Source organism: Pseudomonas alkylphenolica (genome assembly GCF_000746525.1).
Taxonomy (GTDB): Bacteria; Pseudomonadota; Gammaproteobacteria; order Pseudomonadales; family Pseudomonadaceae; genus Aquipseudomonas; species Aquipseudomonas alkylphenolica.
Genome location: NZ_CP009048.1, coordinates 1,598,686 through 1,614,717 on the forward strand (window position 1 = coordinate 1,598,686; position 16,032 = coordinate 1,614,717).

Sequence of the window (16,032 nt, forward strand, 5' to 3'; positions counted from 1 at the left end):
ACGCGGGTGCCAGACTGATGCCTGATGAGGCGCAATAATATACGTGCCGACCGCGTTGTGGAAAAGACGCAGCGCGGGGTTTTTAGTCTGCCGAGGCCTGCACATGGAAAAGATAGAGAAAACCCTGGAAGAATGGCGCGCCATGCTCGACCCCGAACAGTACAACGTCTGCCGCCTGAAAGGTACCGAGCGGCCGTTCAGCGGCAAGTACAACAGCACCAGGACTGACGGTGTCTATCACTGTATCTGCTGCAATGCGCCGTTGTTCGATTCGAAGGCCAAGTTCGACTCCGGCTGCGGCTGGCCGAGCTTCTACGAGCCGATCGAAGACAGCGCGATGGTCGAGATTCGCGACACCTCCCACGGCATGATCCGCACCGAAGTCACCTGCGCCCACTGCGATGCCCATCTGGGGCATGTGTTCCCTGACGGTCCGCCGCCGACCGGGCTACGCTATTGCATCAACTCGGTCTGCCTGGACCTGGTTCCACGCTAACAGAGGAGAAAAGGTCATGGCCGACGCGCTGCTGAATATTCCCTGCGTCACCCTGGGCGGTGAGCAGAAGGTCCTGGGTGATTTCCAGGGCAAGGTGCTGTTGGTGGTCAATACCGCCAGTCAGTGCGGTTTTACCCCGCAATACAAAGGCCTTGAGCAACTCTGGCAGCGTTACCGCGAGCGCGGCCTGGTGGTGGTGGGCTTTCCGTGCAACCAGTTCGGCAAGCAGGAGCCGGGTGATGCACGGGAAATCGCCCAGTTCTGTGAAACCAACTTCGGCGTCAGCTTTCCGCTGTTTCGCAAGATCGAAGTCAATGGCGACGGCGCCCATCCCTTGTTCGTCGAACTGAAAAAGCGCGCCCCCGGCCTGCTCGGTTCGCAAAAGATCAAATGGAATTTCACCAAATTCCTCGTCGACCCGGCCAGCGGCAAGGTCACCCGCTATGCGCCGAGCACCAAGCCCGAAGCGCTGGCCGCTTCGATCGAGAAGCTGCTCAGGTAGTCGTCAGCGGCACCCAGTGATCGATCAGGCCCAATAGCTCCTCGCGACGGAAGGGCTTGGCCAGATAGTCGTTCATGCCCGCCGCCCGGCAGCGTTCGCGCTCTTCGGGCATGGCGTTGGCGGTCAGGGCGACGATGGGCAGGTTCGGCCAGTGTCCGCTCTGACGGATTCTGCGGCTGGCTTCATAGCCGTCCATGACCGGCATGTTGCAATCCATCAGTACCAGATCGAAGGGCGTACGTTCGAGCTGATCCAGCGCTTCTGCGCCATGCGCGGCGATGCTGACGTCGCAGCCGAGCTTGGCCAGCATGCCCTTGGCCACCAACTGGTTCACCGGGTTGTCCTCGACCAGCAGGATATTTGCGCGGCGTTGGCTGTGTAGAGCGCCCTGGTGTGCGTTGGAATTGATGCTGTCGGATCCGTGCAGCGTGCGCCGCAGGGTCTGGTACAGGGCGTTGCGCGCCAGTGGCCGGGCTTGCTGTTGCAAGGGCGCCAGATGCACGGCCTGTTCACCCGGAAGAAAGTTGCCGTAGGCGGTCACCAGCAGGATCGGCGCCTGTATCTGCGGACGAAGCGCAAACAGATTGTCCAGGTCGTCAGTAATCAGCAGGTCAGGGCGGGCGTCACGCAGCTCGTCAGGGTGGTCGTAGCGCCGGTAATCCAGGCCCCAGCCAGGTAGCAGGGTGTGCAAGAGCTCGGCCAGGCCGCTGCCGGCATTGCTCAGGGCGGCGACGCTGCCGTGCAGGCGTTCTGCGGGGACGGCCGGGGAGTGACAGGGCAGGGGCAGTTCGGCGCTGAACTGGCTGCCGAAGCCGGCTTGCGAACTGATACTCAGGCGTCCGTGCATGGCCTCGCAGAGATTGTTGGTCAGCGCCAGGCCCAGGCCGGTACCGCCGTATTGGCGGGTAATGCCGGCGCCGGCCTGGATGAACGGCTGGAAGATCCGCACCTGGGCCTCGTGGGGGATGCCGATGCCGGTGTCGCAGACATCCAGGCGCACGCCACCGCTGTAGGCGCGCAGGCGCACATCGACGCGGCCGAAGCGGGTGAATTTGAGGGCGTTGGACAACAGGTTGCTGACAATCTGGCGTACGCGGGTCGGGTCGCCAAGGACCATGGCGGGAAACTGCGGGTCGATCAGGCAGGTCAGTTCGACACTCGGCGCGGCGTTCTGTGACAGCAGGTTGGCGGTATCTTCGACCAGAGCGCCAAGGTCGAACGGGATACGTTCCAGCTCCAGTTGACCTGCGTCGAACTTGGACAGGTCGAGGATATCGTTGAGCAACTCCACCAGCACCTTGCCTGAGTCGTGGGCAATCGACAGCTGCTGGCGCTGCTCGGCATTGAGCGGGCTGTCCAGAGACAGGGCGATCATCCCCAGCAAGCCATTGAGTGGGGTGCGGATTTCATGGCTCATGTTGGCCAGAAAGGCCGCCCGTGCCTGGGCCATGTCCAGGGCGCGCCTGCGCGCATCTTCCAGCTCCTGGTTGGATTGGCTCAGGCGCGTGTTGCTCGCCTTGAGCTCAAGGGTGCGAGCCGAGACGACGTCTTCCAGTTCGTTGAGGTATTCGGTGAGGCGGTTTTCGGCGTTTCGCCGTTGCTGGATTTCGGTGGCCATGCTGACGAACTGCTGATTGGCGACTTTCACCAGTACGCCGATCTCATCGTGCTCATGACCGGGCGGGAACGACAGCTTCGACTGCTCCGGTTGGCGCGAGTCGCGATTGGCCAGGGCGCTGATCACCCGCACCAGCGGCTTGGTCAGCATGAAGTAGAACAGCGCCAGAAGGATGCCGGTAAGGATCAGGCTGCGCATGAAACCGTTGAGCAGGGTGACTTCGGCACGCTTGAGAAAGCGGCCGCCAAAGGCGAAGGTGTCGACCTCCAGGTACAGGGTGCCGAGGTATTCGTCGGGCATGTGGCCGAGAAACAGCGGGTCCTTGAATTGGCGGCTTTCACCGAACAGGAAGTCGCTGATCAAGCGATAACTGCTTTCTTCCCGGGGCCGCTGCACATCCGCCAGCACCGTGTCGTTGTTGTCGATCAACCATGCGCGGGTGATTGCCGGCGATTGCAGCAAGCCGCCGGTGAGCTCTTGCGCCAGTTCCGAGTCGATGTTGTAAGCGATCCGGGCGGCGGGGTTGTGACTGATTTGCAGCAGTGCCTGCATCTCGCGGTTGATGGAGGCGTCTTCACTGGCATAATCGATACCGATCTGGATGAGACTGAGCAATGTACCCAGGATGAAGCCGACCAGGACCGTCAGCCGGGCTTGCTTGTAGGACAGGCGATTGGTGAACTTGATATCCATGAGTCCCGGGCCAGTTTCACATTCCGTGCGCTGCGCAAGCATAGCCGATCAGCCCCGGCTGCTGGCACGCCCTGTCACACATTCAGCAGTGCCGTTGTCCTTGAATCTGTCTTGAGGAACCATTGTGGACTCTCGTTTAAATGCTTTTCTGGAGCGTGCCGAAAGCGTGCTCGCCCGCCTTGAACCATTATTGCCTGCACCACGTTCGCAGATCGACTGGAACCATTGCCTGGCCGCGCGCTGGCAGCGTGATGGCCGCAGCGGCTATCTGCTGCCGCTGCAAGTCAGCCTCGACATGCGTCTGTCGGACCTGATCGGGGTTGACCTGCAGCGCGAGCAACTGGGGCGAAACACGCGCCAGTTCCTCGATGGCATGCCCGCTAACCACGCGCTGCTGTGGGGCTCGCGTGGCACTGGCAAGTCTTCACTGGTGCGCGCGCTGCTGGCCGAGTATGCCAAGGCCGGGCTGCGCCTGATTGAAATCGAGCGCGATCACCTCGCCGACCTGCCACGGGTGGTGGAGCAACTGAGCAAACTGCCCCAGCGCTTCGTGCTGTTTTGCGACGACCTCTCGTTCGAAGCCGGGGAGGGTGACTACCGGGTGCTCAAGAGTGTGCTCGATGGCTCGCTGGAGCAGGCGCCGGACAACGTGCTGTTGTACGCCACCTCGAACCGCCGGCACCTGGTGCCGGAAAAGCAGAGCGACAATGAAAACTGGAAAATGGTCGACGGCGAACTGCACCCCAACGAGGCGGTCGAGGACAAGATCGCCTTGTCCGATCGTTTCGGTCTGTGGCTGTCGTTTTACCCCTTCACCCAGGATCATTTCCTCAATGTGGTCGAGCACTGGATCGGCCAGCTGGCCAGCGCCGCCGGGCTGACCTGGCAGCGCGATGAGGCGCTGGACATACTCGCCGTGCGCTGGGCCACTGGCCGCGGCAACCGTAATGGCCGTTGTGCCTACCAGTTCGCCCGGTACTGGGTCGGACTGCAACTGTTGGAGCAAAAACATGATTGACCTGAACGCCTCTGGTGCCGGCCTTGAGGGCTACGGCTTGCTGGCTGCACAGCTGGAAGCCCTGTTTGCCGATGAGCGCGACTTCATTGCCAATGCCGCGCAATTCTCGGCGTTTCTTTATAGCCAGGTTGAAGACCTGAACTGGGCGGGTTTTTACCTGAACCGTAATGAAGAACTGGTGCTGGGCCCGTTCCAGGGCCAGGTCGCCTGTGTGCGGATTCCGTTCGGTCGTGGTGTGTGTGGTGCTGCAGCGGCCAGTCGCGAAACCCAGCGGGTTGAAGACGTGCATGCGTTCCCGGGGCATATCGCTTGCGATAGCGCCTCAAACAGCGAGCTGGTGATTCCGCTGGTCAAGGAAGGGCGGCTGATAGGTGTGCTGGATCTGGACAGTCCGAAGCTGGCGCGCTTCAGTGCGGCGGATCAGGAGGGGTTTGAGCGCCTGGCGGCGATCTTTTTGCGTTTGACTGACTGCTGACAATCGCGGGGCAAGCCCGCTCCCACAGAGTGAACACCATCCCTGTGGGAGCGGGCTTGCCCCGCGATGATGTCTGCATCAGTCGTAAATAACTTTCTTCTTCCAGTCTTCCGTTGTATCGGTCTTCAGGCCTTCCGTCAGCTCGTTCACTTCGTCCTCGGCAGGTTCGAGCTGGCTCAGCACCTGGGCATTGGCCCGGGCCAGCAGCTTTTCCATGTACTCAAGCTGCTCGCGGTACACCGCAGGATCCGGCTGTTTGCGCAGGTACTGGACGCCGCGTTCGAAGGCCAGGCGTGCATGCCCTGGCTGGTTCTGCTGCAGCGCCTGCTGGCCGAGGTTGTTGAAAAACTCGATGTGCAGCAAGACCAGGATGTGGCGGATTTCCTTGACCCAGTACTTGGCCTCGTTGGTCGGCAGAAAGCCTTCTTGCGCCGCGCGGGTGATCTGATTGTGCATGCCTTCAAGCAGAAAACGTACATCCTTGGCCCGGGCTTCGGTCTGGATCGGCGCGGGCGGGTTATTCACCGGCAGCGCTTCGCCCTTGGCGATCAGGCCTTCAAGCTCGGCAATGCGCGCGCGGATTGTGCGGCTGTGCTTGTCCAGAGCCAGCTGGCGCTGGTTGAGGTTGAGTTCGAGGCGGGTCAACAGCAGCTTCAAGGCCGGGGTCATCAATTGGCCCGGGAAGGTTTCGGTGATCTCGCCACAACGGCGCAAGCGTTCAGCCAGCTCGATCTTCAGCCGGGCGCGCTCGAGCTTGTTGTTCTCGACCACATTGTTGAGGTAGCCGATCACGATCAATAACGCGATCCCCGCCACGATAAGCAGGGTGATCATAAGTGGTGTCACCGTTAACGCCTCATACAGGATGATTTACCAATTGAGTGTAGTGGCTAAGCTTTTGGCCGGATAGAGCTGTTTGGCGGTTCTCAGGGGCTCCCTGATGGCATTTTGCTCTTCGATTGCCGCAGCCATAGGGGTTTCAGCCTGGGCAGGATGTCAGAAAATAATCGTCAAGACTCAGGCGCGTGAATCTGTGCACAGCACTGCAAAGCATCGGGAAGTCATTGATTTAAATAAATTTGTACGCAGGGGTTGACGACTTTCCAAAGCATCCCTAGAATGCGCGCCACTTGCAGCGTAAAGCACACAGCGAAACGCGGCAGGGAGTGAATGTTGTAGCGTGTCCCCTTCGTCTAGTGGCCTAGGACACCGCCCTTTCACGGCGGTAACAGGGGTTCGAGTCCCCTAGGGGACGCCAATGCGGGAATAGCTCAGTTGGTAGAGCACGACCTTGCCAAGGTCGGGGTCGCGAGTTCGAGTCTCGTTTCCCGCTCCAGATTCAATCGGCGCAAGCCGGTCAAGAAAGAGGCCCAAGGGCCTCTTTTTTTGTGCCTGAAATTCCTGTCCCTGGCGTTTTTCGCCCCTCTCGTAGTCCAGCCTCTGTCTCAACGCACCTGTTATTTCTGTCAGTTTTCAGCTTGAGCGAATTGGCGTTCAATCTCTCGTGACCGCTCGGGTGGCCCAAGGCAAGGCCATCACGGTGTCGTTTCGATCGGACGGGAGCATCCATGGACGTGCGCAGAAAGCCGACTCATCTCTTCAGCGAAGTAGCCCTTCCTGTGCCGGAAGTACCGGCGATCATCAGGGATGACCAAGGGGTGGAGAATCCCGACGGTATTGTCGCGCGTGCCGTGCTCAATGATGACCTTGAGGTGGTGGTGCCCGCCTGGCCATTCTCGGATGACCCAAGAATTACCAGGGAAACTGTTTCTATCGGTTGGCGTATCGCCGGCTCGGAGTTTGTCTCGGTGAGAGATCAGGAGTACCCGACTCCCGTCGAGCCGGGCGACAAGGTTCTAACGGTGCCACAGAGATATCTGGTTCATGGCACTTATGACCTGTCCTATCGGATCAATCAGGGCGGTAACCTGAATTTCTCGCTGATCAAGCGGGTCACCGTCGATACCGTACCGCCCCACGACCATCAACAGCCAGCAGGAGCGCGCTACCCTGATGAACTGCTCGGGGTCATCACTGACGACTACCTGACACAGCATGGCCAGGTGCTGGTCACGGTACCTTCCTATAGCAGTATGCGGGCATTCGACCGGGCGGTGTTCTTCTGGGCCAATGCCGATCCCATGCCGGGTGATACGCCCATCGCTGGCGAGCAGGTGTTCAGTCAGGACGATATTGACAACCGGCGCTTACTCCTCCCTCTGACTGAAGAGGTGATACGTGACAGTGGTGCAGGGCAGCGCTTTCTGTTCTATCGGCTGTACGACCTGGCTGGCAACGAAAGCCCGTTGTCATATTCGGCCGGCATTGGCGTTGACCTGGTGCCATCTCCGGAAAACCTGCCAGCGCCGCGTATCCCCCTGTCGGCGCGCGGCTTGATCGACCGCCAGCATGCCCGTGAAGGTGCCACCAGCCAGGGCGGGGTGACGGTCGAGATCGACCGTTACGACAACGCTGAGGCTTCGCATTTCATCATCGTCAACTGGGGGGGCGGCGAGTTGACGGAGTTTGCGGTGGACCCCAACGGCTTTCCGCTGACAATCTTCGTGCCCTGGCGGGAGCTGACGGCCAACGGTTTGGGGCCTGGCACGGCGCGGGTGAGCTATCAGATTCGTTTTGGTGGGTCGCTGTCGCCTAAATCCCCCGAAGTGTCGGTCCCCTTCGATTTCACCGTCGCTGGCCAGGATCATGGCAATGCCCCGGCCCTGCTCAACAATGACCTGGCCAGACTGGAAGTACGTGGCGAGGTCTCTGATCTGCCGAACACGCTGACTGCCCAGGATCAGGGGCGCGATGCCCGGGTGCTGCTGGCGTTGTTCGACGATCCGCAGCCGGGTGAATGGCTTGAGGTGTTCTGGGGCGCGGTGGCCGAGCCGGCCGCCCGTTATCAGGTGCAGCCGGGCGATGCGGCCGGTAAGCCGCTGACGCTGACTGTGCCTTGGGCAATCGTTGAGCAGGACAAGAACAACGTAGCCTTGCCGGTCTCCTACGTCACGGATAACGGCATCAATCAGCAACTGGCGCCAGCGACTGCGGTGCAAGTGCTGATTGTTCCCATCGAAGGGCTGCAGACCCCGGGCTTCCCTCATGCCGACATTCAGGGCTATCTCAATTGCTGCGCCAGGCCGCGTATCTGGGAAGGGGTGACTATCAGGGTCGAAGGCAATCCGGCTTTCGCCGCCAGCGATCTGGTGGAAGTTCATTGTCAGGGTTATGCAGACCTTGGCTCGCTTGAACCGATTGAAGGCACGTTGTGGTCGCAGCGCAAGATGCTGAGCGCCGCTGAAGCGCTCAATGGTTTTGATGTTGTGGTGCCTTACGCACCAACGATGATCAGGTAGCGCTCAATCCGGCCAACATCATCGGCAGTGGCGCCGACACCACACTGACCGGCACCGCAGCGTTTATCGCCCATCGCGATGACGGACGCGTGCGTGGCTGGGGCAATAGTGCCTTCGGCGCCACTATTGATCCGACGATCCGCACCCTCAATGACATCGTCGAAGTCAGTTGCACCACCAGTGCCTATGCGATACGTCGGGTCGGCGGGGTTGTCACGGTGTGGGGCAATACCAGCAATGGCGGCAGCATGGGCGCTGTTTCGCCAGACGGCTTCACCACGGTAGTGGCCAATGGTGTCGCATTCGCCGGCATCAAAACCAGTGGGCATGTGGTGGCGTGGGGCGTTGCAGCATCCGGTGGTACGGTGCCCGCTCCCATCAACGCCTACACCGACATCGTCAAGGTCGTGGGGGCGAGTACCGCGTTCGCAGCCTTGCGGGCTACCGGTCATGTGGTGGCGTGGGGCGCTGCGACCCTGGGCGGCAACGTCCCGGGGCCGATCGCTGCACTGGCTGATGTTGATGATATCAAGGGCAATTTCAAAGCCTTTGCCGCCCGGCGCCGCAACGGAACTGTCGTGGCCTGGGGCGATCCCGCATACGGCGGTAATGCCACCCCTGTCGGGTGGCACGCCGCCCCTTAGCTACAGCTCGAGTAACGCCAATGTGGCCAGTGTGGACGGCAACGGGACGGTGATGTCACGAGGGAATGGTTCGGCAACCATTACCGTGAGCGACAATGCAGGGCAGTCCAGGAGTTACAGCGTGACGGTACAGAATGTCCGCAGGATGAACTTCATGGACGCGTCACAATACATTGTTGGCTGGGATCAGCGTCTGTTCTTGTCGGAGTTGCGGGAAATCTATAACCAGTATGGGGCCGGAGGGCTTGCCCAGTTCGGTTGGCCTGGTGGCAGGTACTGGGCGAGGGATCAGCGATTGATTTTCAATCCGTTTCCCAGGCAGCAGGCCGCCTTCAAGGATATGGGTGGAGGCGGGGAGGGCTGGGAAGCGCAGATTGGACCGCTCTACTCCGGTATTCGCTTGAGTTGAGAAGACGTGAGGAAAAGCCCTTGCCGAGCCTGATAAGGGCCGGCAAGGGCCCTGGGCAGTTGCTTTTGCTACTGCGGAAGTCATTGATTTAAATAAATTTATACAAAGGAGTTGACGAGCTTTCATCGCATCCCTAGAATGCGCGCCACTTGCAGCGTAAAGCACACAGCGAAACGCGGCAGGGAGTGAATGTTGTAGTGTGTCCCCTTCGTCTAGTGGCCTAGGACACCGCCCTTTCACGGCGGTAACAGGGGTTCGAGTCCCCTAGGGGACGCCAATGCGGGAATAGCTCAGTTGGTAGAGCACGACCTTGCCAAGGTCGGGGTCGCGAGTTCGAGTCTCGTTTCCCGCTCCAAATTTGGCGTCGCAGTATTCAGGTACTGCATGCATTGGAAACAAGGTCGTTGGCCGTGTTTCTGTCCGGTATAACCGGTTGCTGTATTTTGCGGGAATAGCTCAGTTGGTAGAGCACGACCTTGCCAAGGTCGGGGTCGCGAGTTCGAGTCTCGTTTCCCGCTCCAAATAAAGAAACGCCGTTCAATCGAACGGCGTTTTTTTTCGTCCTGATTTTATTGGGGCTTCTTTGCGGCAGGGCATCTTTCAGCCCTGCACACCTTTACAACTCAGTGCTTGCTGTCGTCGTCCGACATGCTCAGCAGTTGTTTTTCCTGGTTCCAGTCAAACGGTTCGTCGTTCTGCTCCGCTTCGTAGCGGCGCTCTTCCAGAGTCTGGTACATCTGCTGCTCTTCGTCGGGCATGTAATGCAGGCAGTCGCCGCCGAAGAACCACAGCAGGTCACGTGGCACCAGGTGGGCGATTTGCGGGTAGCGCTGGATGACCTGGCACATCAGGTCTTGACCCAGGTAGACGCTCTCGGGATCGACGGGCATCTGCAGCATCAGGTCGTCGAAGCGCTCCAGGAACAGCGCGTGGCTTTCTTCCGGCACCTGCTCGGCCTCACCCAGGGCAACCAGAATGGTGCGCAGGTGGGTAAGCAGGGCGAGATGGTATTCCAGGCGATCGGTAGCCATGCTGGCAGTCCTCATGAGCAAAAACGGGCGCGGGAGTATACGGCTCCCGGCGCCCGATGTCCCGGCCGTTAACGAATTTTGCCGGGGCTGGGCAGCAGTTCTTCTTTGCTGAAGGCATCGACATCAATGACGCGCCGCCGGGCTGATTCGGCAGCCTCCAGGCTTTGTGCTTCTGTGGCCTGAAGGACGCCAGCGCGCAGGGCGGCATCGATTGTCGATTCACCGGGCGTCGGGCTGACCTGGCCAGTCTTGAGGGCCTGACGCAGCTTCTCATACAGCGGTGTGCACTCGTCGAGCAAGGTGCAGGCTTGCTGCAGGGCGCCCACCGGGTCGTCGGCATCCTGCGGGCGATAGCAGCCAGCAAGCAGTTCTTCCAGGGCCGGGTCGCCTTTGGCGCGGCCGATCAACGCGGCCACTTCGGCATCCAGTGCGTCGCTCGGGCCGGTGTGTCGACGGCCGAACGGGAACACCACCAGGCGCAGGGCGCAGCCAAGGAAGCGGTTGGGGAAGTTGTCGAGCAGACGGTCCAGCGCTTTCTCGGCCTGGCCGAGGCTTTCTTCCAGGGCCCAGCTCAACAGTGGTTGCAAGTGCTCCGGTGAGCCAAGGTCGTGATAACGCTTGAGTGCCGCCGAACTCAGGTAGAGGTGGCTCAGTACATCGCCCAGGCGTGCGGACAGGCGTTCGCGACGTTTGAGTTCGCCACCGAGGAGCATCATGCACAAGTCGGCGAGCAGGGCGAAGGCTGCGGTCTGGCGATTGAGCGCCCGGAAGTAGCCCTGGCTCAAGGCATCACCCGGGACCCTCTCGAAGTGACCCAGGCCCAGACCGAGGATCAAGGTGCTGGCGGCGTTGCCGACGGCGAAGCCGATGTGCTGCATCAGCAGTTGGTCGAACTCGTTGAGCGCCTGGTCGTGGTCTTCGCGCCCGGCCAGGGCCATTTCCCTGAGCACGAACGGATGGCAGCGGATGGCGCCCTGGCCGAAGATCATCAGGTTGCGCGAGAGGATGTTGGCGCCCTCAACGGTGATGAAGATCGGCGCGCCCTGCCAGTTGCGTCCCAGGTAATTGTTCGGGCCCATGATGATGGCCTTGCCGCCGTGCACATCCATAGCGTGCTGGATGCACTCGCGGCCACGCTCGGTCAGGTGGTACTTGAGAATCGCCGAGAGCACCGAGGGCTTTTCTCCCAGGTCCACGGCCTTGGCGGTGAGCAGGCGGGCGCTGTCCATCAGGAAGGCATTGCCGCCGATCCGCGCCAGGGATTCCTGGATGCCCTCGAAAGCGGCCAATGGCACGTTGAACTGCTCGCGAATCCGCGCATATTGGCCGGTGACCAGGCTGGTGTACTTGGCCGCGCCGGTGCCCACCGCCGGCAGGGAGATCGAGCGGCCGACCGACAGGCAATTCATCAGCATCATCCAGCCTTTGCCGAGCATGTCCTGGCCGCCGATGAGGAAGTCCAGCGGCACGAACACATCCTTGCCACTGTTGGGCCCGTTCATGAACGCGGCGCCCAGCGGCAAGTGGCGTTGGCCGATCTCGACACCGGGAGTGTCAGTCGGAACCAGTGCCAGGCTGATGCCCAGTTCTTCTTCCTCGCCCAGCAGGTGCTCCGGGTCGTAGGCCTTGAATGCCAGGCCCAGCAAGGTCGCCACCGGGCCGAGGGTGATGTAGCGTTTTTCCCAGTTCAGGCGCAGGCCGATGACTTCTTCGCCCTGCCACAGGCCTTTGCAGATGATCCCGGTGTCGGGCATGGCGCCGGCATCGGAGCCTGCCAGCGGGCCGGTGAGGGCGAAGCAGGGGATTTCCTCGCCGCGTGCCAGGCGTGGCAGGTAATGCTGGCGTTGTTCGTCGGTGCCGTAATGCAGCAACAGTTCAGCCGGGCCGAGGGAGTTGGGGACCATGACCGTCGAGGCCAGGTCGCCACTGCGGGTGGCGAGCTTCATCGCCACCTGCGAGTGGGCATAGGCCGAGAAGCCTTTACCGCCATATTCTTTGGGGATGATCAGGGCAAAGAAACCGTGCGACTTGATGTGTTCCCAGGCTGCGGGTGGCAGGTCCAGGTCCTGGCCGATCTGCCAGTCACTGACCATGGCGCAGAGGGCTTCGGTGGGGCCGTCGATGAAGGCTTGTTCTTCTTCGCTCAGCTCGGCTTTGGAATAGCCGAGCAGGATGTTCCAGTCCGGGCGGCCGCTGAACAGTTCGCCATCCCACCACACGGTACCGGCATCGATAGCCTCGCGCTCGGTTTGCGACATCGCTGGCAGGGTGCGTTTGAACCAGCCGAACAGCGGGCCGCTGAAGACTTTGCGGCGCAGCTCCGGCAGCAGTACCAGTGCAGCTTTGGCCGCCAGCACCAGCCAGAGGAGCGCCAGCAGCCAGCCGGGTGCGTGGCTGAAGATGCCCATCAGCACCACATACCCCGCCAGCACGGCCAACGCCGGCACGGCGGCAATGCGTCGGTGGGCAAGATAGGCCGCACCGATCACCAGAACCACTAACCACAACAGCAACATAGTCTTTCCTCCGTGAAACCTAAGGGCCTTCTGCGATCCATCAGAGCTTAGACGGCATCCGGCAATCGGCTTGACAGAACAGTGACAGGCTGTGGCCGCAGGAGTTCGCCTTGAAGCGTGGGCGATTGTCAGGGTGAGCGCCTGGGGTAGACTGAGAGACCGCACATCCATCAGGACGACGTTATGCTCAAGATCTGGGGCCGGAAGAATTCGACCAATGTCAGGAAGGCGCTGTGGTGCGCGCAAGAGTTGGGGCTGGAGTATGAGTCGATCGATGCCGGTGGTGCCTTTGGCCTGGTTAACGAGCCTCAGTACCGCGCGCTGAATCCCAATGGCCTGGTGCCGATGATCGAAGATGACGGCCTGGTGCTCTGGGAGTCCAATGCCATCGTGCGTTACCTGTCGGCGCAGTATGGCAGTGGGTCGGGCTGGTACGAGCCTGATGCGCGTAAGCGTGCCGAGGCGGACAAGTGGATGGACTGGGTGACATCTTCCCTGGCTACGCCGTTTCGCCCGTTGTTCTGGGGCATCCTGCGCACGCCTGCAGATCAGCAGGACTGGGTCGCGATCAATGCCGCACACAAGACCTGCGCGCAGCTGCTGTCGATCGCTGACCAGGCCTTGGCGCACAGGCCTTATCTGTCCGGCGACGAGCTGGGTATGGGCGATATTCCGCTGGGCTGCTTTGCCTATGCCTGGTTCGAGATGCCTATCGAGCGTCCCGAAATGCGCCACCTGCGCGCCTGGTATGAGCGCTTGCAGGAGCGTCCGGCCTATCAGGCAGCGGTCATGACCGCACTGACCTGATCACTACGGTTAACCTGATAGTTATTATCGATACACATGACTGTACTTGTGTGACCTGGACAAGCACCATGGTCATATTCACTGCGGCCGGCCTGTCCGGTCGCGTCTTGAACCTTTCAAACTGGTACGCGACCCGCTATGAGTTCTGCTCTGTCCATAAGGCAGCTAACCAAAACCTACGGCAACGGTTTCCAGGCCCTCAAGGGCATCGACCTGGATGTCGCCGAAGGTGATTTCTTTGCCTTGCTCGGTCCTAATGGTGCTGGCAAGTCCACCACCATTGGTATTCTCTCGACCCTGGTCAACAAGACCAGCGGCACGGTGAGTATTTTTGGCAACGACCTCGATCGCCGGCCTGCTGCGCTCAAGCGCTGTATCGGCGTGGTGCCGCAGGAGTTCAACTTCAATCAGTTCGAAAAGACTTTCGATATCGTCGTGACCCAGGCCGGTTACTACGGCATCCCGGCCAAGGTGGCCAAGGAACGTGCCGAGAAGTACCTGACCCAGCTCGGCCTGTGGGACAAGCGCGATGTGCCCTCACGTTCGCTGTCAGGCGGCATGAAGCGTCGCCTGATGATCGCCCGGGCGCTGATCCATGAACCGCGCTTGCTGATTCTCGATGAGCCGACTGCGGGTGTGGATATCGAACTGCGCCGCTCGATGTGGAGCTTTCTCACCGAGCTGAACCAGCAGGGCATCACCATCATCCTGACCACCCATTACCTGGAAGAAGCCGAGCAGCTGTGCCGGCACATCGGCATCATCGACCACGGCACGATTGTCGAGAACACCAGCATGCGTGAGCTGCTGGGCAAGCTGCATGTGGAGACCTTCCTGCTCGATCTCAAGGATGATCTGCTTCAGGCGCCTCAACTGATCGGTTACCCGTGCCGCCTGCTCACCCCGAACACCCTGGAAGTTCAGGTGGACAAAGGCGTGGACAACGAAGCGGGGATCACCGGATTGTTCAGCCAGCTGGCGCTGCAGAAAATCGAAGTACAGAGCTTGCGCAACAAGACCAACCGCCTTGAGGAGCTGTTCGTGTCACTGGTCGAGAAAAACCTGGCGAAGGTGGCGGTATGAGTTCGGAGCTGAGCGCCAATCTGGTCGCCCTCAACACCATCGTCCACCGCGAAGTACGTCGTTTCACCCGGATCTGGCCACAGACCCTGCTCCCTCCGGCAATCACCATGGTCCTGTACTTCGTGATCTTCGGTAACCTGATTGGCCGGCAGATTGGCGACATGGGTGGTTTCACCTACATGGAGTACATCGTGCCCGGGTTGATCATGATGTCGGTGATCACCAACTCCTACGGCAACGTGGTCTCGAGTTTTTTCGGCAGCAAATTCCAGCGCTCGATCGAAGAGCTGATGGTGTCGCCGGTTTCGCCGCACACCATCCTGATCGGCTACACCCTCGGCGGGGTACTGCGTGGTCTGGCGGTGGGGGTGATTGTCACAGCGCTGTCGCTGTTTTTCACTGACCTGCAGGTGCATCACCTGGGCGTGACCATTCTGGTGGTGTTGCTGACCGCGACGATCTTTTCGCTGCTCGGCTTTATCAACGCGGTGTTTGCACGCAATTTCGACGATATCTCGATCATTCCGACCTTCGTCCTGACGCCATTGACCTACCTGGGCGGGGTGTTCTACTCGATCAACCTGCTGCCGCCATTCTGGCAGACAGTGTCGTTGGCCAACCCGGTGCTGCACATGGTCAACTCGTTCCGTTACGGCATCCTCGGTGTCTCGGACATTCGCATAGGCGTGGCCATCAGCTTCATGCTGATTGCCACGGCTGTGCTGTATTTCGGTTGCGTGCGCCTACTGGTCAGTGGGCGAGGAATGCGTAGCTGAAACCTTTTGCTTGCGCCGGTGCCACTGCCGGCCTACCCACCAGCGCCAATAGAGCATGGTCAGGCAGTAGGCCAGGGCACCGAGCAGCAGGCCGCAGACCACCGAACCAAGCAGAAACGGCTGCCACAGGGTCGACAGTTCGCCGGTGATCCATTCGAAGGTCAGTTCCTCCGGCAAGGTTCTGGCCGGGACCTGCATCAGCCAGGCGCCCATCTGGTAGGTGCAGTAGAACACCGGCGGCATGGTGAACGGGTTGGTCAGCCAGACCAGGCTCACGGCAATCGGCATGTTGCCGCGCACCAGAATCGCCAGGCTGGCGGCCAGGAGCATTTGCATCGGCACCGGAATGAAGGCCGCGAACAGGCCGACAGCCATTGCCCGCGCCACCGAATGACGGTTCAGGTGCCAGAGGTTCGGGTCATGCAACAGCCGGCCGAGAAAGCGTAAGGATTTGTGTTCCCTGATGCTGGTCGGGTCGGGCATGTAGCGTTTGAAGAGACGACGCGGCATGTAGGCTCTCGACTAGGTGAAGGGGGCAAGTATGCACCGATTCTAAAAAGCCCCCATTACAGACTTTGTGACAATTATTGAGTGAGCTGTCGGCC

The 16,032-nt window shown here is 60.5% G+C and carries 15 protein-coding genes and 5 tRNA genes; 15 read left to right on the forward strand and 5 right to left on the reverse strand.

The genetic code is table 11. The features are described from left to right. Window positions 1–103 precede the first annotated feature (103 nt). Together msrB and PSAKL28_RS07445 are read left to right on the forward strand one after the other, a co-directional pair. Window positions 104–496: a peptide-methionine (R)-S-oxide reductase MsrB gene (msrB, locus tag PSAKL28_RS07440; protein ID WP_038608517.1), complete on the forward strand. Its 393-nt coding sequence runs from the start codon at window positions 104–106 to the stop codon at window positions 494–496. Window positions 497–512: 16 nt separating this feature from the next. Next, window positions 513–998: a glutathione peroxidase gene (locus PSAKL28_RS07445; RefSeq protein ID WP_038608520.1), complete on the forward strand. Its 486-nt coding sequence runs from the start codon at window positions 513–515 to the stop codon at window positions 996–998. On the opposite strand, the gene PSAKL28_RS07450 is transcribed toward PSAKL28_RS07445, so the two are convergent. Then, a complete protein-coding gene (locus PSAKL28_RS07450; protein ID WP_075226455.1) occupies window positions 991–3,351 on the reverse strand; it encodes a response regulator in 2,361 nt (786 codons plus the stop codon). The genes PSAKL28_RS07445 and PSAKL28_RS07450 overlap by 8 nt on opposite strands. Before the next feature lie 82 nt (window positions 3,352–3,433). Between PSAKL28_RS07450 and PSAKL28_RS07455 the strand changes: the two genes are divergently transcribed. Both PSAKL28_RS07455 and msrC read left to right on the forward strand, forming a co-directional pair. After that, window positions 3,434–4,327, forward strand: a complete 894-nt coding sequence (locus PSAKL28_RS07455; RefSeq protein WP_038608525.1) for an ATP-binding protein — start codon at window positions 3,434–3,436, stop codon at window positions 4,325–4,327. After that, window positions 4,320–4,802 carry a free L-methionine (R)-S-oxide reductase MsrC gene (gene msrC / locus PSAKL28_RS07460; RefSeq protein ID WP_038608527.1) on the forward strand — a complete coding sequence of 161 codons (483 nt, stop codon included), beginning with the start codon at window positions 4,320–4,322 and terminating at the stop codon, window positions 4,800–4,802. The genes PSAKL28_RS07455 and msrC overlap by 8 nt, the downstream gene beginning before the upstream one ends. A gap of 78 nt (window positions 4,803–4,880) precedes the next feature. Here msrC and PSAKL28_RS07465 read toward each other — a convergent pair whose 3' ends face one another. Continuing rightward, complete coding sequence (locus PSAKL28_RS07465) at window positions 4,881–5,648, reverse strand: hypothetical protein (protein WP_038608529.1); 768 nt, start codon at window positions 5,646–5,648, stop codon at window positions 4,881–4,883. Between the two features lie 336 nt (window positions 5,649–5,984). Between PSAKL28_RS07465 and PSAKL28_RS07470 the strand changes: the two genes are divergently transcribed. The 8 genes from PSAKL28_RS07470 (at window position 5,985) to PSAKL28_RS07505 (ending at window position 9,735) form a co-directional block, all read left to right on the forward strand. Further along, window positions 5,985–6,060 (forward strand) — tRNA-Glu (locus PSAKL28_RS07470). A 2-nt stretch (window positions 6,061–6,062) separates the two neighbouring features. Then, window positions 6,063–6,138, forward strand: a tRNA-Gly gene (locus tag PSAKL28_RS07475). Between the two features lie 232 nt (window positions 6,139–6,370). Continuing rightward, window positions 6,371–8,161 (forward strand): hypothetical protein, encoded by a 1,791-nt coding sequence (locus PSAKL28_RS07480; protein WP_051939208.1) that lies wholly within the window; start codon window positions 6,371–6,373, stop codon window positions 8,159–8,161. An 89-nt stretch (window positions 8,162–8,250) separates the two neighbouring features. Then, the gene (locus tag PSAKL28_RS07485; RefSeq protein WP_038608531.1) at window positions 8,251–8,805 is read left to right on the forward strand and encodes an RCC1 domain-containing protein; all 555 of its coding nucleotides are present in this window, start codon (window positions 8,251–8,253) and stop codon (window positions 8,803–8,805) included. After that, window positions 8,771–9,214, forward strand: coding sequence for an Ig-like domain-containing protein (locus tag PSAKL28_RS28760; protein WP_503328005.1), 444 nt, complete (start codon window positions 8,771–8,773; stop codon window positions 9,212–9,214). Before PSAKL28_RS07485 ends, PSAKL28_RS28760 begins: the two co-directional genes overlap by 35 nt. A gap of 201 nt (window positions 9,215–9,415) precedes the next feature. Then, a tRNA-Glu gene (locus PSAKL28_RS07495) sits at window positions 9,416–9,491 on the forward strand. 2 nt (window positions 9,492–9,493) lie between these two features. Continuing rightward, window positions 9,494–9,569: transfer RNA gene (locus PSAKL28_RS07500), tRNA-Gly, on the forward strand. Window positions 9,570–9,659: 90 nt separating this feature from the next. Beyond that, window positions 9,660–9,735: transfer RNA gene (locus PSAKL28_RS07505), tRNA-Gly, on the forward strand. Between the two features lie 102 nt (window positions 9,736–9,837). Here the strand turns inward: PSAKL28_RS07505 and PSAKL28_RS07510 are convergent. Together PSAKL28_RS07510 and PSAKL28_RS07515 are read right to left on the reverse strand one after the other, a co-directional pair. Further along, complete coding sequence (locus PSAKL28_RS07510; protein ID WP_038608535.1) at window positions 9,838–10,245, reverse strand: PA2817 family protein; 408 nt, start codon at window positions 10,243–10,245, stop codon at window positions 9,838–9,840. Between the two features lie 68 nt (window positions 10,246–10,313). Beyond that, entirely contained in the window at window positions 10,314–12,761 is a 2,448-nt protein-coding gene (locus tag PSAKL28_RS07515) for an acyl-CoA dehydrogenase (RefSeq protein WP_038608537.1), read from the reverse strand. Between the two features lie 183 nt (window positions 12,762–12,944). On the opposite strand from PSAKL28_RS07515, the gene PSAKL28_RS07520 reads away from it, so the two are divergent. The 3 genes from PSAKL28_RS07520 (at window position 12,945) to PSAKL28_RS07530 (ending at window position 15,427) form a co-directional block, all read left to right on the forward strand. Next, window positions 12,945–13,568, forward strand: coding sequence for a glutathione S-transferase family protein (locus tag PSAKL28_RS07520; protein ID WP_038608540.1), 624 nt, complete (start codon window positions 12,945–12,947; stop codon window positions 13,566–13,568). 138 nt (window positions 13,569–13,706) lie between these two features. Continuing rightward, the gene (locus tag PSAKL28_RS07525) at window positions 13,707–14,651 is read left to right on the forward strand and encodes an ABC transporter ATP-binding protein (protein ID WP_038608543.1); all 945 of its coding nucleotides are present in this window, start codon (window positions 13,707–13,709) and stop codon (window positions 14,649–14,651) included. After that, complete coding sequence (locus PSAKL28_RS07530) at window positions 14,648–15,427, forward strand: ABC transporter permease (protein ID WP_038608546.1); 780 nt, start codon at window positions 14,648–14,650, stop codon at window positions 15,425–15,427. Before PSAKL28_RS07525 ends, PSAKL28_RS07530 begins: the two co-directional genes overlap by 4 nt. Here the strand turns inward: PSAKL28_RS07530 and PSAKL28_RS07535 are convergent. Then, window positions 15,395–15,937 (reverse strand): DUF2062 domain-containing protein, encoded by a 543-nt coding sequence (locus PSAKL28_RS07535; protein ID WP_038608549.1) that lies wholly within the window; start codon window positions 15,935–15,937, stop codon window positions 15,395–15,397. The genes PSAKL28_RS07530 and PSAKL28_RS07535 overlap by 33 nt on opposite strands. Window positions 15,938–16,032 lie beyond the last annotated feature (95 nt).

What these genes read in the sequence shown, in the direction of transcription:
- PSAKL28_RS07445 (WP_038608520.1), top strand. Translation starts at nt 513, where the DNA reads ATGGCCGACGCGCTGCTGAATATTCCCTGCGTCACCCTGGGCGGTGAG.
- PSAKL28_RS07525 (WP_038608543.1), top strand. Translation starts at nt 13,707, where the DNA reads ATGAGTTCTGCTCTGTCCATAAGGCAGCTAACCAAAACCTACGGCAAC.
- PSAKL28_RS07535 (WP_038608549.1), bottom strand. Translation starts at nt 15,937, where the DNA reads ATGCCGCGTCGTCTCTTCAAACGCTACATGCCCGACCCGACCAGCATC.
- PSAKL28_RS07515 (WP_038608537.1), bottom strand. Translation starts at nt 12,761, where the DNA reads ATGTTGCTGTTGTGGTTAGTGGTTCTGGTGATCGGTGCGGCCTATCTT.
- PSAKL28_RS07530 (WP_038608546.1), top strand. Translation starts at nt 14,648, where the DNA reads ATGAGTTCGGAGCTGAGCGCCAATCTGGTCGCCCTCAACACCATCGTC.
- PSAKL28_RS07450 (WP_075226455.1), bottom strand. Translation starts at nt 3,351, where the DNA reads ATGCTTGCGCAGCGCACGGAATGTGAAACTGGCCCGGGACTCATGGAT.
- PSAKL28_RS07510 (WP_038608535.1), bottom strand. Translation starts at nt 10,245, where the DNA reads ATGGCTACCGATCGCCTGGAATACCATCTCGCCCTGCTTACCCACCTG.
- msrB (WP_038608517.1), top strand. Translation starts at nt 104, where the DNA reads ATGGAAAAGATAGAGAAAACCCTGGAAGAATGGCGCGCCATGCTCGAC.
- PSAKL28_RS07520 (WP_038608540.1), top strand. Translation starts at nt 12,945, where the DNA reads ATGCTCAAGATCTGGGGCCGGAAGAATTCGACCAATGTCAGGAAGGCG.
- PSAKL28_RS28760 (WP_503328005.1), top strand. Translation starts at nt 8,771, where the DNA reads ATGCCACCCCTGTCGGGTGGCACGCCGCCCCTTAGCTACAGCTCGAGT.
- msrC (WP_038608527.1), top strand. Translation starts at nt 4,320, where the DNA reads ATGATTGACCTGAACGCCTCTGGTGCCGGCCTTGAGGGCTACGGCTTG.
- PSAKL28_RS07480 (WP_051939208.1), top strand. Translation starts at nt 6,371, where the DNA reads ATGGACGTGCGCAGAAAGCCGACTCATCTCTTCAGCGAAGTAGCCCTT.